Genomic DNA, 15,085 nt, shown 5'->3' with positions numbered 1-15,085 from the left:
TGCAACCATTTTTGGTTCCAGCTTCACTATCTATGACCGTTTTCTGTAACCATACTCTCAATTTCCGTTCCAGTTATTGAGAAAGTATTGTTTCATATTTTAAAACGCTCAGTTTAAACAATGTGATCAGGTAAGTGGAAAATGTGTGACTGATATCATTCAGGTTAAACCATACATCCATGTCAAGAGTGCATGAACATATGAAACACCATCAAGATGAGCTAAAAAAAGCGTAATTCATAGTATGTGAACGGTAATGACAATGCCGTTTCTATACTTAAATTCCGCAGCTTGAAGAAAAAACAAAATATAGATTCCTGTCACAATAAACGTAATAAGATAAAATTAATAGGACTGAGTCCAGTGCAATACCGAACTCAGTCTATAAGCATATACAATGTGTCTCAACTTTTTGTCACTTCTCGCCTGCACAGACTTGACTGACTTGCTTTTCTTAGTATGGATTAGCGGGCACCTCTCCAAATCCAACTAAAGTTCGTTATCTCTCTTTGTCAAACTCTGAGACCATCGAATCGTCTTTTATGCTATTTTTCTGGAACAGTGCAGCTTTCATCTATACATGTAGCTTCCAGGCCTGAATCATTAGCTAAGTTTTGCAGTTTTGGTGCCGAGTTCTCTTCTTCCCACACCTGTTTTAATGCACTGGTAAATGTTTCAGGAGATTGGGCACCAGATATCGCATATTTATTATTAATAATGAAATAAGGCACACCTGTAATTTGATACTGCTGTGCGATTCCTTCGTCTATGAGTACATCATTGGCAAAACGATTGCTATCTTGCAGCACTTTCATCGCATCATCTCTATTTATTCCAGTCTCATTTGCAATATCAGCAAGCACATTATGATCGCTTATTAATTTTGAATCAGTAAAGTATGCACGCAGGAGGTTCTCTGTAATTTCGGCCTCCAGCCCTTTTTCCTTTGCATATTTAGCCAGACGATGAGCATCAAATGTATTCGTTGGCTTCATTGAATCAAAGTTAAAATTTAAACCCGCTTCATCAGCTTGGTGCTCAATATGATCGTTCATTTGTTTTGCTTGTTCATTCGTTGTACCATATTTCTCCGCAATAGCTTCATGAATGCTTTTCCCGTTATATATTGGACCATTTGGATGTAGTTCAAATGCTTTATATTCGATTTCGACTTCATTTTTATAGGCAAACTGATTGAGTGCAGCTTCTAACCTGCTTTTACCTATATAGCAAAATGGGCAAATAAAATCAGACCAAACTTGTATTTTCATATTCTTAACCTCCTATCTTCTTACATATGATAACATAGCCCCTGATTGAATGATTTAAATCATGCTCATTATTATTATGCTAAAGGTTTACTTACACATACAACTTGTTCAACTGCTCTGAATACAATGTAATATCTAAACCATTGACTAAAAATGATTGCGGTGATTTTATATGGAGGAGAAATACTTTCAAAATTTAAAAGAAAAGAAGCTAACTTTCGAAGATGTATTTAAGCGTATTATCCAATTTATGAAAATTCAGCCCCGCGGAAACTTTAAATTAATTGTTGGAACAGATTCACAGGTTCATGCTTCACATACGATATTTATCACAGGTATTGTCATACAAAATCAAGGGAAAGGCGCATGGGCATGCATAAACAAGAAAGTGGTACGAAGAAAGATGATCCATTTGCATGAACGAATTTCATTTGAAACTTCATTAACTGAAGAAATCGTTTCATTGTTTACAGAGGATAAGAAAAATAAAATGATTGATATCGTATTGCCTTTTATTTATCAAGGAGCATCCTTTACGATGGAAGGTCATTTAGATATCGGTGCAGGCCAAAGAAATAAAACAAGAGAATTTGTATCAGAAATGGTAGCGAGAATAGAATCAATTGGTATAGAACCTAAGATAAAACCAGAGGCGTATGTTGCATCTAGCTATGCAAATAAATATACAAAGTAATATATGTAATAAAGGGCATCCAGCTAGGATACCCTTTTTAATATGAACCAGTCTTGCGAATTCTCATTTTGAAAGTTAACGATGCAAAGCATAAATCTCTTCAGCTTTTCTGGCAACAGCTGTAGTTAACTCGGTTGTAATCTCAGGTAAGGAAGTGTTTAAGATGTTATTTGCCATCTTTGCCATCATCCCCTCAGCATTGATTTCCAAAAATCCTGTCATAATAACTGATTCCTTTGATTTACTGATTGCAGAAAAAAAGCCTTGACCGCTAAATTTCTCGTTTATTCCTGTAAGATTAAAAGTCACTTTGCTCGGGGCATTCCAGCGGGTGATTTCCACTCTTAATTCAATTTTCTTCTTCATTATACCCACATCGGTTTTAAATGACCATGTTGATTGCTTCTCATTAATAATCTGATGATCAATATATCCAGGGACCAACGGAGCCCAATTATTCATATCACTGACAAAATCCCAGAGATTTTCAATCGTAACATTCACTTTCTCTTCATGATGATAGCTTGGCATCTTCTTCATCTCCTTCATTTAATGCTTAAGTGCACTCTAAAACTATATGTATTCATGCACAATGAAGAACATGCCTCCTAGGTTAATCAGATTAAATCTGAAATAAGGCGATAGGAGGTTAAACGCGCCTGATAATCATGTGTGATTGTTACAATCATGATTTCATCTACTTCATAATTCTCCGCTAGCTCGTTAAGTTTTTCCTTTACAAAATTAGGATTGCCGATAATCATATTTGTACGCATTTTATCAATCTTTTCGTAGTCTTCAGCAGAATAGGAATAATCTCTTGCTTCATCCATCGTTGGGATGCCCGAACGATTTCCGCTCTCTGATTGAAGTTTCCATAAAAATTGAGAAGAAGCAACTGCTTCTGCCTGTTCTGTCGTCTCAGCACATATGACAGAAACAGTAATTAATGCCTTTCCGTCCGCACCATTTTGTTTTTCCCTAAATTCTTCTTTATAGGTTTTAATAATGTCTGCACCGTTTTGATCGCTCATAAATTGTCCAAAAGCGTAGGCTGTTCCATTAATGGCGGCAAGCTTTGCACTTTTCTCGCTCGTTCCTAGCAGCCATGGTAGAGGTGGAACCGGCGGTACAGGAGCTGGTGTTACATTGGCGTACATATGGTTATCCGGAAATCCCTTATATAAAAAACTTAATAATTCATCCATCGCTTCAGGCATCTGCCGAACACCCTCCAAATAATTCCCAGAAAGTGCTAAACTTGCTTCTGCCGAACCACCAGGTGCTCTGCCAATGCCTAAATCTATTCTCCCTGGAAACAATGTCCCAAGCAAATTAAAGGTTTCTGCTACTTTATACGGGCGATAGTGAGGAAGCAAAATAGCTCCTGCCCCCAATCTAATTCTTCCCGTCTGACTGCCAATATAACTGAGCATGATTTCAGGTACAGAGCCAGCTAATCCCGGTAAATCATGGTGCTCTGCGACCCAATATCTCGTGTATCCTAATGAATCTGCAAGCTTAGCTAATTCAAGAGAAGCATTTAGCGCATCTTGAGCAGTCGCACCAGTTGAAATAGGTGATTGGTCTAGAATACTAAGCTTCATGCTATACACTCCTTATAATTATTTCCTATAATATTGATAATGCTTGTTTGGCCTTTCATGGCATTGGTCACAAATGTTAAATTCATGCTCCCACGGAAGGGTTTTTCCACATCGCTTGCATTTCTTTGTTAAATTTTGAATATCTGTATTTAAACGCTCATGAACATGATCCGAAATTTCTTCTCGAACTCTTTCCCAATAGATTGCTTCAATCCTTTGATCTAGGCGGTAAAGAAATAATAAATGGAGCCCAATCGCTTTATATGAATACTCTAAATCCTCGAGGTTGCGATTTTTAAGCTTTGGCTCTGGCAGCTCTGTGCCATCGATAATTGCATACATTGTAATTTCCCATTGCTTAATTAAATCCGTCTCCTTTTTGGAGAAGGGCAAATGCAGGAAACCATATAAATCGCTGATAGGAAGCTTTGCTTCGATTTCTGTCCCGCGAATTCGCTCGTATAATTCCCTCTCCTCTGTTAACGATGCTTTTTTCGTTCCTTTTGGACTGTCGAATTTATCCCATAGTTCAAAAAACCTTCCTAAATCGCGATAATATTTCTGGAATCGCTCGAATACGCCTGATGTTGGAGCGACTGCAAAGCTGTGGACTGGCTCGTCCACTTGTTCCAATAGCTTTTTCATCAATTTAATATTTTTCGTAAAGCTGACTTTACCGATATTATACAATCCTTTTCTGCCGGCTCGGCCGGCAATCTGTTTTACTTCTTGAGAAGTTAGCGTACGCCTTTTTGTTCCATCAAATTTTTCATTTTCAAGGAAGACAATTCTTCTTATTGGCAGATTTAATCCCATTCCTATTGCATCTGTTGAAACAATAACCGAGGAATCTCCTTTAATAAAACGATCCACCTGCTTCTTTCTAGTTTCTGGAGGCATACTGCCATAAATCATACTTACTTTATACCCATCAGCTTGGAGTCTTGAAGCGGTTTCAAGTACTTTCTTTCTGGAAAAACAAATGAATGCGTCACCTTTTTTTACTTTTTTAAAGGAAAATTCTTCACCTTCAACCTTTAATGGTGTTTCCCTAGTGTATTCATGAATGTTAACTTCTGAATCTCCTAATAGCTCCAGTATCATTTTCTCTGCATTTCTGCTTGCAATAATATGAACCTCACTGGCGTTCGCCTTGGTTATTGCTTTATACCATGCAAATCCCCTATCTTTGTCTGCAATCATTTGAGCTTCATCAATGACAATTACTTCATACCGGTCTTTTTCATAAAACATTTCAACTGTACTGGAAAGATGGCTGGCCCCATTTGTTATTTTCTCTTCTTCTCCAGTCTTTAAAGAGCATAATGTTCCATTCTGATTTAATGTTTCATACACCTCCAAAGCCAATAACCGCAGCGGTGCTAAATAGAGTCCTGTTTTTGCCTGTTTCATTCTTTCCAATGCTTGATAGGTTTTTCCTGTATTCGTGTCACCAATATGAATGATATAGCGGATATTGCTTTCTATACCTGAGCGATACTCCTGACCAAAAATATCATCGAGCATGCGCTTTTCTTCCTCAGCTTTTCTTTTTTGTTCAGCTTCTTCTGCTTCCTGTTTTTGTTTTCGCACAATTAAATGAGCTTTATAATATTTTTCCTGCTCCATTAAATCAAAAGGCAAATCAGCGATTTCACGCAAGTCTTCAATATACTCATTCTGCAATTCGACCATATAATCATTCAATAAAGGTTCAAGCATTCCGGTGAAAGATTGCTGAATCACTTTTCCTGTTAACGGCTTGTCAAAAACTTCTTCATATTTTTCGAAAATGGCTTCTGGTAGATTTTTTAATACAGTTTGCTGCAAATATTGATTTAACTTATCTTTTACAAATCTTTCGTACACATAATAGTAATTTTCATAATCAAAATACCATTGATTCCTGTATATCTCTTTATGCAGATTACCAGTCAACTCATCAAAGAAATCATCCAGCTTTATAAATTTTATACTTTGTAACGGTCCCTCATCGATTAAGGTGTCTTCAATATATATTGATTCCCTCGTACTAAACTTATTTTTTGTATTTAAATCGTTAATAACCCGTTTCGCAACATCATATCTTATGTAAAGATAAAGCGTGTCTTCTTCCTTAGCAATAACCTTCTCAGATTCCTTGTTTATATTATGCTGTAATTCATATTTTTGCTGTTTTATCAATCTTTCTTTTTCTTCAAATATAAATTGTTCGCGAGCATGAATATATCGCTCATTCCATTTTGCTTCGTTTTTGTAAAATTGTTTCTTTGCCCATTCGAGCGTATCAAAGCTGTGATAATTTCTAATTTCAGCTCTAAAAACTTGATTTAATGATTTTCGATTTAAATCTACAACATCTATTCCTTTAGTTAATAAAAATTCTTTTTTATGATGTCTTGACAGTTTATTTGTTGCTTTGTTTTGCCATACATTTACCCATAGACTGCTAAGATATTCTTTTCTTTCATCGATATATGTTTCAAATGGTTTAGGTTCATCAAGACCCCCTAAAAACCTGTCAATGTCCTCAAATATTTTAGCCTTAGCATATTCGCATGCATTTCGGTGGATTGCATCAAGCTGCTTCATCTTTTGTCCCCTTTGTACTCCTTTATAATATTCTTATTTTAAACGAACGAGAATGACTTCACTACAAAAAGATATATATTTTGGCAATAACCAATAATTAGATTTTTTATTGACATAGGTTTTAATTGCACATATAATTTATTTAGATTTAATATATCTCGAATTAAAAATAAATTAAATCAAGACATTGGAGGAGAAACAAATGGTGAAAAGTAAATGGATGCTTGATCCAGCACATAGCAGCGTAGATTTTTCTGTAAAACATATGATGATTGCGAATGTTAAAGGGACCTTCAACCAATTTGATGCAACAATTGAGGCTGATCCAGATGATTTAACCTCAGCAAGTATTGAGTTGAACATTGATTTAGCCAGTGTAGATACACGCAATGAGGATCGTGACAACCACCTTAGGTCAGCTGATTTCTTTAACGTCGAGAAAAACCCAAAGATGACGTTTACAACAACAAATATCGAAAGAAAAGGCGAAGGAGAATACAATGTTACAGGCAATTTAACTATTGCTGGCGTGACTAAATCTGAAACTATTTCAGTTACTTATGAAGGTTCTGGTGTTGATCCATGGGGGAACGTGAAAGTCGGTTTTACTGCTGATGGTTCGTTAAATCGCAGTGATTATGGATTAACATGGAATTCTGCTCTGGAGACAGGCGGTGTGCTCGTAGGAGATAAGATTAAAATTTCATTGGATTTACAGGCTTCAAAAGCGGAGTAACGTTAAGAAAGACGCTCAATAGATGAGCGTCTTTCTTCTATTGTTCCGCTAATAAAACAGCGATTTTATCCTCAATGATTTTCCCCTTCGAACCGTCAGTCATATTATTTAATAAGATTGAGAACGTGTATCTATCACCCGAATCTGTATCCACATAGCCTGATAAAGAGCTAACTGTTGAAATCGAACCAGTTTTGGCATATACATTACCTTCGGCAGCAGAATTTTTCATGCGGTTGCGCAGTGTTCCACCTACCATCCTGTCGTTGATTCCTGCGACAGGAAGAGAGTTTATATACGTATCAAACCATGGTTCTTGTTGAATCGTGTAAAGAAGCTGTGAAACTTCATTTGCTGGCAATAGACTAACATGCGAGATCCCTGATCCATCCCGTAAAATAAGTGTATCCGTATTGACACCTAGTTGTTTCAATTCATCTTCTAATACTTCCAACCCTTTGTCCCAGCTGCCTTCGTTTTTCACTACTTTGCCCATTTCTTTTATCAATGTTTCCGCATGGCCATTATTGCTTAATTTCATGAAAGGCACGAGCAATTCAGATAAAGGCATGGAGTCGTGTGTAATAAGTAAAGCTGCTTTCTTAGGTGTTTCACCAGATTGTACCTTACCAGCTATTTTTATTCCATTGTCTATTAATGCTTGTTTAAATAAAGCTAACGCATATCCAGCTGGCTCCCATACAGCAATCCATTCCTTGCTTGAGCTTCCGTCAAGAGGGATTGTTCCTTCAATTGTAATTGTATTTAAGCCATGCTCTCTCACAATATCAATGTCTTTCTTCCCATCTTTAGCAACTGTTTTCGCATGATTGATAATTGTGACATAATCTGTTTTTGGTTCTATTGATACTGCAGATTTTTCACCTGCCTTCTTCCCTGGCTTTACATCGACAATTACACTTCCTGAATCATAGTCTTCATTAGGACTGGCAGTTAATGCTGATATTTGTGCTCCATAGTAATAACTTTCATCGCTCCACGGCAAATCTTGAGAAAGGCGGATATGATCATACCATTTGTCGTCTGCTACCAAATCCCCCTTGATCATTTTAATGCCTGATCGTTTTAATTCCTTTGCCATCGCGTCAAAATCTTTTGCCAATAGTGTTGGATCACCATATCCTTTTAAATAAACATTGCCTTGCAGGACAACTCCTGTTTTTCTTCCGTCCGTAAGCACTTCTGTTTTAAATCGGTAGTCTTCGCCTAAGGTTGCTAATGAGGCTGCTGCAGTTAACAGCTTCATATTAGATGCAGGCCTTAGCCTCGTATCCCCAATATGTTGGTACAGCAGTTCACCATCTTCTGCGTTACGCACACTTACTCCTGCTAAGGCACCCTTCAAATCTGGATCATTATTAAGCAGCTGATTTAATTCCTGAACAAGTGAGTCTCCCTCTTCTGTGGCTTCTACAGAGACTTGAGGCAATTCGATGAGAGGTATAAGTGCAAAAGAAACTAGAAGCATAAAACTAAAGAGCCATTTCAATTGTTTTTTCAATTTCTTTACCACCTTCTTTATTTTATATTGATATTTTCTGCTAAAAGGTTGCAATTACCTCTATATCCATTATAAGAGAAAAGATGTGTTTTTATTTAGGTGTATTATCTTAACTATATTCAAAATTCAGTAAATATTAATTGCTTTCAGATAAAATTCTCCTATTAAATATACCCAGTAAATAATTCTTATACAAAAATATTGGTATAATTAAGGAATCATAACTGACGAATTAAAGGGTGAGCATAAAAATGAAACTTGAAAAAGCATTTGTGATTAGTGATATCCATGGTGAAATTTCAAAATTTAACAAGTTATTGCAATTTTGGAATTTTGAAGATGAAGCACTGATTATTTTAGGGGATTTAATTGACCGTGGAGAGAATTCGCTTAAAGTGGTTGAAAAAGTAATGGAGCTAAAAAAACAATATAATGATCAACTGATTATTATTAAAGGTAACCATGAAGATATGCTTTTGAAATTCCTCGAAAATCCCGAGATTAATAATAATGGCCTAAGATACTTTAATAATGGCGGTGGCACGACAGCATCTGAATTCACACAAGACGTGAATATTCTGGACCGGGGCAATGCAGAAATTGCAGAAAAAATGAAAGAAAAATCCGAAGTAATCCAATTCTTATCTAACCTGTGTTTATACTATGAGTTTGGAGATGTCCTTTTTATACATGCAGGAATTGATCATGATATATCAGATTGGCGCCAGACTGAGCCTTATCAAATGGTTTGGGTTAGAAATATGTGGGAACAGAAAAATCAGACCGGAAAGATTATTGTATTCGGTCATACTCCGACACAATATATTCATGAAGATAAGGGCTGTGATATATGGATAAGTCCTTGCACTTCCTACATAAATATCGATGGCGGAGCTGTATATGGCGGTCAGTTAAATGCAATCGTTATTAATAAAACTGGTGACATACTGAAAACATTTCATGTCAAGTAACCGTTTGATATTGGTATTTTGCTAGTTCAACGATCCCTTTTTGCAAAAATAGGATTCCTTCACTTTCAAGCAAGTACTGTTGCATATTTGCTTGATCAGGATCACTTAACATAATTTTCCCATCCTTATTGACAACTCTATGCCAAGGCAGCTGATAATTTCGGCTCATTGAGTGCAACACTCGTGCGACTTGCCTTGCTGCTCTTGGGCTGCCGGCAATTCTAGCAATTTGACCGTAAGTCATTACTGTTCCTGGCGGAATATGTTTAATAGCTTCAATCACTCTAGCAGTAAACGGTTCCAAAGGTTATACCTACTTTCTATTCGTCTTCTTCCTTCTATTATAACGGTAATTGCTTAAAACAGAAAAGAACTGACTACAGTTTTTGTCCGTCGTAGTCAGTTCTTCTATATATTAACTTATGATTTTATTAAAAAGTTTCCCCTTCACTTCATCTTTATAAATGGAACTTAAATGTTCTAATACGGTTAAATAGAGGAAGCCATTCCCTTCAAGCTTAGGAGAATTGCCTAAAGGAACAGTTCTGCGAATGAGCTGTGCATATAATTCTGGTTCTGTTAGCTTACGATCAAATTCTTTATTGCACATTTCTTTTATTAAGGCGAGCGCACCTGTTACATGCGGCGTAGCCATTGATGTCCCGCTCAATGAAGCGTATTTCCCATTTAAAAACGTGGATAGAATATCTTCACCAGGAGCGACGAGATCAATTTCCGGGTGGGAGTTACTAAATTGTGAGGATTCTCTCTCCAGATTTACAGCACCTATACTAATTACTTCATTATAACAGCCTGGATAAGCCAGTTCATCGGTGTTTTCGTCTCCGTCTCCCTCATTTCCGGCTGCGCAAACAACTAATACTTGATTATTTACGGCATTCTTTATTGCCTCATGAAGTTCTGGTACATCATTTGGTCCTCCAAGTGACATCGATATGATGTCTGCTTGCTGCTCGACTGCGTAATTAATCCCATTAATAATCCATTCATACTGCCCAGAACCATCTTTATTTAACACTTTAACAATTAATAATTCAGCCTCAGGAGCCACTCCTGTGACACCTGCTTTATTTTCGCTCGCTGCAATCGTACCTGCCACATGAGTACCATGTCCATTATAATCTTCAAATTTTTCCTGATTGCTATTATCGTCATCAGTAAAATTTTTGCCTCCGATAATTCTGTCTTTTAAGTCTGGATGATCAAGGTCACATCCGGTGTCTAATATCGCAATTTTAACACCCGTGCCCTTTGATTTTGACCAAATACTTGGTGCCTGAATCATTTCCACACCTTTAGGAACTTCATTTACCATTTCTTCCTGTTGATTAATTTTGTAAGGAATTACATGAACGTTATGCTTCATTATCTTTCCCTCCTTAACAGAATATGAAGATGGCTGAATGTTTCCTCCTTTTAAGATAGAATAGACAATATCGAAGTGTTTACAAGATGTAGATTAATTATACTAATAAAAAGAAAATTCAGAAAGTTATATTATTCCTATTTTTTATGAGCAAATCGACCTGTTTTTAAATACAGTGGGAGTTCAGAATAAATTTCTATAATATCATCAATCTTCATTCGAACTAGACCGCTAGAAGAAGGTGCGACAAATTCTTTTGTATGCTCTAATACCGATAAATCTTGAAACCCCCAAGAAACAGACTTCTTTTCACTAAATTGTTGATAGACACCTTTACCAACAAAGCAAGCTACTTTAGGCTGGTAATGTTTTAGTTTTTTGAAAAGCTCTTCTCTTCCTTCGCGGTATTCTTCCATAGTTATTTCATCAGCTGCTTTAGTCGGCCGCGAAACGATATTTGTAAGTCCAAAGCCAAGCTCAAGAAGCTTCTCATTTTCTTCAGGCAAAAATCTTCTTGGGGTAAGACCTGATTCGAACAATATTTTCCAAAAGCGATTATTTGGATTTGCATAGTGGTAACCGGTTTCTGAAGATTTGACACTGGGGTTAAACCCAATAAATATAACATCTAGATTTGGTTTTAGATAATCAAGAATCGGGTTCATAATAAGATCCTTTCTAACTGAAATGAAAAAGAGGCCAACCGGCCCCTTTTTTAAGATAATTAACCTTCTAACACAACTTTTTCCATTACATCGCCGTTTTTCATCGCTTTAACAGCTGGCATTCCAGAAGTTACTTTTCCGAAAACTGTATGAACACCATTTAAATGCGGTTGTGGTTCATGAACGATAAAAAATTGCTTCCGCCTGTATCCTTGCCTGCATGAGCCATTGAAAGGGATCCTTCTACATGTGTGTGGGGGTTTCCTACAGTTTCACATTTAATTGTATATCCTGGACCGCCTGTGCCCATCGGATTCGGGGTGTTTCTCCATACCGTCTATTATAGCATTTTCAATCTCCAATACAAATTCTATATCAACTTTTTTCTCTGTAAACTCAATTTTCTTAACTATTCGTGATAGCATCATTTTCTTTGATGATAAGTCCGATTTTAAATATTTCTCTCTCCAGCCACTAAATTCTTCTTTAATTTTTACTACATCACTTAATTCAATTTTCGTTTTGTTGATATTTTTCTCAATATCATCCAAATTATTGTTCAAATCCGATATCTCTTTTTCAACCTTATCAATCGCCTTACTGAGTTGCTCAGGGGTGAAATTACTTTCACCTAAAAGTGAAAGACCTACCTCTCTAAAAATCATAATTCTCTCTCTAATTAAGTTAAGTTTTAGCAACCTATTTCATTTGGTATGATCATCTTGTATTATGTCTATAAAATTACCACACGATTCTACTATTATTACTTCCAATCAAAATATCACAAGAAAAAGTGTGTATTGGAAAGACTGTTTTATTAAAGTAGGCAAAAAATGAAAAAGTAAGGATTTCTCTAAAATAGAAGAAACCCTTACTTTTTCATAATTTTAAATTCAATAGCTCTAATATACTTCTATGTGCCCCTCATTGGAAAGCTAGTATTTTCGAAAGAGACTTTCGTTAGATATATAAAGCATTATATATCATAGTTTAAACTCCTCAAGAAATGTAAGGTTATCTAATGGTAGATTCAAACGTTTTAATTGTTTAATGATTATCTCTTGTTTTACTTTTCCATTTTCTTGGAATGCTTTTGGATAGCTTTCTGGATGACCGACTACTGCTCCTTTTTCAATCCACTGTTTTCGATATAATTGAAAAACAGCTTCTTTCATTTCATCAGGAGTGACAATATATCCTAAATCTACATCATGATCCTCACTGTACCCATATTGAAAACGACAACAAGGGCATATTTCATAAGAGGGAGCATTGGTAATCTCTTCGTATGGTGTTTCATCTTCTATCCCATCGTATCCGCAAATTGGACAAGTATAAGTTTCCATCTAGATTCAGCTCCTTATTGATTATTATAATATGCTCTAGCTTTTTTCTTCCAGTCTTTTTGTCCATATTTAGGTTTGAAAAAAGTTTTTATGACATCATTCTTCGTTAAAGAAATAAATTCTCCAGTTTGGGTATTATATTTAACGATATCTCCTGAGTTACCTTTCTTTTTCTTACTCAAAACATTTTTACTGGTTGATCCCGCTAAACTTTGAGCCCTTTTTAAATATCCTGTCTTAGTCAATCCAGGAAATTCCTTTTTGTGATCTGCCCAATGACTATCGAATTTTGCATTACTCGCAAATTTTATTTTTGATAATGTTTTTCCAGAAGCCTTTGTACCATATTTCTTCGTAGCATTGTTTACAACACTTTTCCCATATTTTTTTACTGCCCATTTTACACCATGTATAGCTACATGAATAGCCACAACTATTAGGGGATACCAAGAAGCCTGAAATTCAGCAGTATCTACATAAAGTTGCTCACCTGTATCAAGATCCGTGAAAATAGCTTTAAATTCCTCACCATTAATATCAGTAACCTCAATATCGAAATTGTACTCAATTAATTCTCCAGTTTCCTCATCTTCAACTGTAGTTGATGTAATTATTTCTTGATTTTCTATATCTATACTCATTTCATTTTCTGCTTCAATACCTTCTGTTTCAGCAGAGGAAAGGACTATTAGTGAATCCGTATCATCACCTACATAGCTAACTGTTTCAATTACATCGTCTAACTCATTCATAGCTAAATCATCATCTATTTGTTCTTCAATTTCAGCAAAATCAATCAAATTCTCTTCCGAATCCACACTAGAATCCTGTGCTTGGACAAATGATGGTGCAAAACAACTAAATAAATAAACAACAATTAAAAAATTCACAAAAAATCTTTTCACAATTTTACTCCTCTTATTGTAATAATTTTTAATCATCGGAATTTAAGAAATCCACTCCCGTATGAATTATTTCCTAATTTCCCATTTGGTAATTCTGCATAATCTATTAAAATTTCTCTATTAGCCCAGATGCCTTAATGAAAATCGGCAAGGATATTCTTCTGGTAGAAATAACAGTCACACATAAAACAAGTGAAGAAAAGATTAAGAAAGCCTGGGAATACGGTCTTTCAATATTGGATATTGATTTAAGTGACTATGATCGAGGATTTAACTTAGAGGATTTAGTAGAAGAAATAATACACTATACCACAAGAAAAAAAATGGCTAATTAATATTAAGTTAGAGAAAATAAAGAGTGAATTGTTTCGAATACATGAAGAGAAAAAAGAAGATAAATACGGATTTGTAACGTGTAAAATTATGGGTTCGAAGAAAGCAAATGTAATGAGTGATTGTAAAAAGTGTCATTTCTATTTTGGGATAAGAGAAGATTATTACGGTCTTTTGGACAGGAGAGGTCGCCCATATGGAATGGGGATAATAAATCATGTCCTAATTTAATACTAATTACTTCCGGCTTATGCCTTAATATTAAACTAATAAATACGCTCAATTTATTATGGTTGCTCATATTACACCTCCTATAAAATTGTCATTTTATCTGATTTTATAAACTATAAGCATATATACATATCTTCTGCTTCACATCGTAGTTTATAAAATTCTTGAACTAATTCATGCTCAGTTAAAATTGATTCTTTCATTTTGAGTAAAGTTCTTTTTCCCACACGACGATCTAATATACATAATATTTTAATTAGAATATCTGTTGACTTTAAAGAGTCTTTAATAGAAGAGTTAAAATATTCTTCTAATGCAGAAAAGAAGTCATATTGTCCATAGATACCTTCTTTTTTCAGTTGTTCATGAGCTTGGTTTTGAAGAGATAAATTTTTATTTACATCGTCAAAATCCCAATCTCCTAAATTAATTCTTATATCTTGTTCATTATTATATTCTTTTCTTTCTGCTGTAATCGTACACATACTAAGTTTTTCTACTTTATCAACAGTAATTACAGCTCTCCCTAACTGATCATGGGCTCTTCTATAATTAATCACCTGAAAATCAACTCTTGAACGTAAAGTATCGCAAATAAAGCTCTTTAAATTCTTCTTTGCTTTACTCCATTTAGGACTATATAACAATTAACTCACTCCTAAATCTATAATTTTATGATTTCTTTTACTTAAATAAAGAGATATAGTCGGTTTGATTTTCTTTTCAGATTTTCCTTACGTCTGAATGTTTGGAGTTATTTCCTTTAATTTATTCAGTTACCTTAAGTACAAGAAAATCACGCCTTCAGGTTCTACCTCTATATAA

General features: G+C 35.3%; 17 protein-coding genes and 1 pseudogene. 4 read left to right on the top strand and 14 right to left on the bottom strand.

Annotated features, from left to right (window positions below; genetic code table 11):
- Nucleotides 1-545 precede the first annotated feature (545 nt).
- Nucleotides 546-1,271 carry a DsbA family oxidoreductase gene (locus CWS20_RS10525; protein WP_066198477.1) on the bottom strand — a complete coding sequence of 242 codons (726 nt, stop codon included), beginning with the start codon at nt 1,269-1,271 and terminating at the stop codon, nt 546-548.
- 172 nt (nt 1,272-1,443) lie between these two features.
- On the opposite strand from CWS20_RS10525, the gene CWS20_RS10520 reads away from it, so the two are divergent.
- Complete coding sequence (locus tag CWS20_RS10520; protein ID WP_066198480.1) at nt 1,444-1,965, top strand: ribonuclease H-like YkuK family protein; 522 nt, start codon at nt 1,444-1,446, stop codon at nt 1,963-1,965.
- Between the two features lie 75 nt (nt 1,966-2,040).
- On the opposite strand, the gene CWS20_RS10515 is transcribed toward CWS20_RS10520, so the two are convergent.
- From CWS20_RS10515 to CWS20_RS10505, 3 genes are all read right to left on the bottom strand, one after another.
- Nucleotides 2,041-2,496 carry an SRPBCC family protein gene (locus CWS20_RS10515; protein WP_066198483.1) on the bottom strand — a complete coding sequence of 152 codons (456 nt, stop codon included), beginning with the start codon at nt 2,494-2,496 and terminating at the stop codon, nt 2,041-2,043.
- Between the two features lie 86 nt (nt 2,497-2,582).
- Nucleotides 2,583-3,572: an LLM class flavin-dependent oxidoreductase gene (locus tag CWS20_RS10510; RefSeq protein ID WP_066198486.1), complete on the bottom strand. Its 990-nt coding sequence runs from the start codon at nt 3,570-3,572 to the stop codon at nt 2,583-2,585.
- 18 nt (nt 3,573-3,590) lie between these two features.
- Nucleotides 3,591-6,164 carry a DEAD/DEAH box helicase gene (locus CWS20_RS10505; RefSeq protein WP_066198490.1) on the bottom strand — a complete coding sequence of 858 codons (2,574 nt, stop codon included), beginning with the start codon at nt 6,162-6,164 and terminating at the stop codon, nt 3,591-3,593.
- A gap of 202 nt (nt 6,165-6,366) precedes the next feature.
- Here CWS20_RS10505 and CWS20_RS10500 point away from each other — a divergent pair, with 202 nt between their 5' ends.
- On the top strand, nt 6,367-6,900 hold the full coding sequence (locus CWS20_RS10500; protein ID WP_066198493.1) for a YceI family protein: 534 nt from the start codon (nt 6,367-6,369) through the stop codon (nt 6,898-6,900).
- A 37-nt stretch (nt 6,901-6,937) separates the two neighbouring features.
- Here the strand turns inward: CWS20_RS10500 and dacB are convergent, their stop codons facing one another.
- The gene (gene dacB, locus CWS20_RS10495) at nt 6,938-8,422 is read right to left on the bottom strand and encodes a D-alanyl-D-alanine carboxypeptidase/D-alanyl-D-alanine endopeptidase (protein ID WP_066198495.1); all 1,485 of its coding nucleotides are present in this window, start codon (nt 8,420-8,422) and stop codon (nt 6,938-6,940) included.
- A gap of 251 nt (nt 8,423-8,673) precedes the next feature.
- Between dacB and CWS20_RS10490 the strand changes: the two genes are divergently transcribed.
- Nucleotides 8,674-9,393, top strand: coding sequence for a metallophosphoesterase family protein (locus CWS20_RS10490; RefSeq protein WP_066198499.1), 720 nt, complete (start codon nt 8,674-8,676; stop codon nt 9,391-9,393).
- Here the strand turns inward: CWS20_RS10490 and CWS20_RS10485 are convergent.
- The 7 genes and pseudogenes from CWS20_RS10485 to CWS20_RS10460 form a co-directional block, all read right to left on the bottom strand.
- On the bottom strand, nt 9,386-9,697 hold the full coding sequence (locus CWS20_RS10485; RefSeq protein ID WP_066198501.1) for an MGMT family protein: 312 nt from the start codon (nt 9,695-9,697) through the stop codon (nt 9,386-9,388). The two genes, CWS20_RS10490 and CWS20_RS10485, sit on opposite strands and share 8 nt — an antisense overlap.
- A gap of 111 nt (nt 9,698-9,808) precedes the next feature.
- Nucleotides 9,809-10,780: a S8 family peptidase gene (locus CWS20_RS10480; protein ID WP_066198503.1), complete on the bottom strand. Its 972-nt coding sequence runs from the start codon at nt 10,778-10,780 to the stop codon at nt 9,809-9,811.
- Nucleotides 10,781-10,917: 137 nt separating this feature from the next.
- Nucleotides 10,918-11,445, bottom strand: coding sequence for a G/U mismatch-specific DNA glycosylase (mug, locus tag CWS20_RS10475; protein ID WP_066198505.1), 528 nt, complete (start codon nt 11,443-11,445; stop codon nt 10,918-10,920).
- 59 nt (nt 11,446-11,504) lie between these two features.
- Nucleotides 11,505-11,764 (bottom strand): annotated as a pseudogene (locus tag CWS20_RS10470) (peptidylprolyl isomerase); the annotation flags it as partial.
- Nucleotides 11,724-12,110 (bottom strand): hypothetical protein, encoded by a 387-nt coding sequence (locus tag CWS20_RS28650; RefSeq protein WP_066198507.1) that lies wholly within the window; start codon nt 12,108-12,110, stop codon nt 11,724-11,726. The gene CWS20_RS28650 and the pseudogene CWS20_RS10470, both read right to left, overlap by 41 nt.
- A 318-nt stretch (nt 12,111-12,428) precedes the next feature.
- Nucleotides 12,429-12,791: a hypothetical protein gene (locus CWS20_RS10465; RefSeq protein WP_066198510.1), complete on the bottom strand. Its 363-nt coding sequence runs from the start codon at nt 12,789-12,791 to the stop codon at nt 12,429-12,431.
- Nucleotides 12,792-12,805: 14 nt separating this feature from the next.
- The gene (locus CWS20_RS10460; protein ID WP_066198513.1) at nt 12,806-13,696 is read right to left on the bottom strand and encodes an SAR2788 family putative toxin; all 891 of its coding nucleotides are present in this window, start codon (nt 13,694-13,696) and stop codon (nt 12,806-12,808) included.
- A gap of 137 nt (nt 13,697-13,833) precedes the next feature.
- On the opposite strand from CWS20_RS10460, the gene CWS20_RS10455 reads away from it, so the two are divergent.
- A complete protein-coding gene (locus CWS20_RS10455; protein ID WP_066198516.1) occupies nt 13,834-14,031 on the top strand; it encodes a hypothetical protein in 198 nt (65 codons plus the stop codon).
- A gap of 86 nt (nt 14,032-14,117) precedes the next feature.
- Here the strand turns inward: CWS20_RS10455 and CWS20_RS27730 are convergent, their stop codons facing one another.
- A complete protein-coding gene (locus CWS20_RS27730) occupies nt 14,118-14,330 on the bottom strand; it encodes a hypothetical protein (protein ID WP_142385377.1) in 213 nt (70 codons plus the stop codon).
- A gap of 43 nt (nt 14,331-14,373) precedes the next feature.
- Nucleotides 14,374-14,907, bottom strand: a complete 534-nt coding sequence (locus CWS20_RS10450; RefSeq protein ID WP_066198520.1) for an SF0329 family protein — start codon at nt 14,905-14,907, stop codon at nt 14,374-14,376.
- Between the last annotated feature and the right edge of the window lie 178 nt (nt 14,908-15,085).

This window comes from Cytobacillus horneckiae, from assembly GCF_002835735.1.
GTDB classification, from domain to species: domain Bacteria; phylum Bacillota; class Bacilli; order Bacillales; family Cytobacillaceae; genus Cytobacillus; species Cytobacillus horneckiae.
Note: the sequence above shows the minus strand (reverse complement) of the source record. Positions and strands in the feature narration are given on the sequence as shown.

Bases quoted from the DNA above. Each gene is read 5' to 3' on its own strand.
- CWS20_RS10525 (WP_066198477.1), bottom strand. From the start codon at position 1,271: ATGAAAATACAAGTTTGGTCTGATTTTATTTGCCCATTTTGCTATATA.
- CWS20_RS10520 (WP_066198480.1), top strand. From the start codon at position 1,444: ATGGAGGAGAAATACTTTCAAAATTTAAAAGAAAAGAAGCTAACTTTC.
- CWS20_RS10515 (WP_066198483.1), bottom strand. From the start codon at position 2,496: ATGCCAAGCTATCATCATGAAGAGAAAGTGAATGTTACGATTGAAAAT.
- CWS20_RS10510 (WP_066198486.1), bottom strand. From the start codon at position 3,572: ATGAAGCTTAGTATTCTAGACCAATCACCTATTTCAACTGGTGCGACT.
- CWS20_RS10505 (WP_066198490.1), bottom strand. From the start codon at position 6,164: ATGAAGCAGCTTGATGCAATCCACCGAAATGCATGCGAATATGCTAAG.
- CWS20_RS10500 (WP_066198493.1), top strand. From the start codon at position 6,367: ATGGTGAAAAGTAAATGGATGCTTGATCCAGCACATAGCAGCGTAGAT.
- CWS20_RS10490 (WP_066198499.1), top strand. From the start codon at position 8,674: ATGAAACTTGAAAAAGCATTTGTGATTAGTGATATCCATGGTGAAATT.
- CWS20_RS10480 (WP_066198503.1), bottom strand. From the start codon at position 10,780: ATGAAGCATAACGTTCATGTAATTCCTTACAAAATTAATCAACAGGAA.
- mug (WP_066198505.1), bottom strand. From the start codon at position 11,445: ATGAACCCGATTCTTGATTATCTAAAACCAAATCTAGATGTTATATTT.
- CWS20_RS28650 (WP_066198507.1), bottom strand. From the start codon at position 12,110: ATGATTTTTAGAGAGGTAGGTCTTTCACTTTTAGGTGAAAGTAATTTC.
- CWS20_RS10465 (WP_066198510.1), bottom strand. From the start codon at position 12,791: ATGGAAACTTATACTTGTCCAATTTGCGGATACGATGGGATAGAAGAT.
- CWS20_RS10455 (WP_066198516.1), top strand. From the start codon at position 13,834: ATGAAAATCGGCAAGGATATTCTTCTGGTAGAAATAACAGTCACACAT.
- CWS20_RS27730 (WP_142385377.1), bottom strand. From the start codon at position 14,330: ATGAGCAACCATAATAAATTGAGCGTATTTATTAGTTTAATATTAAGG.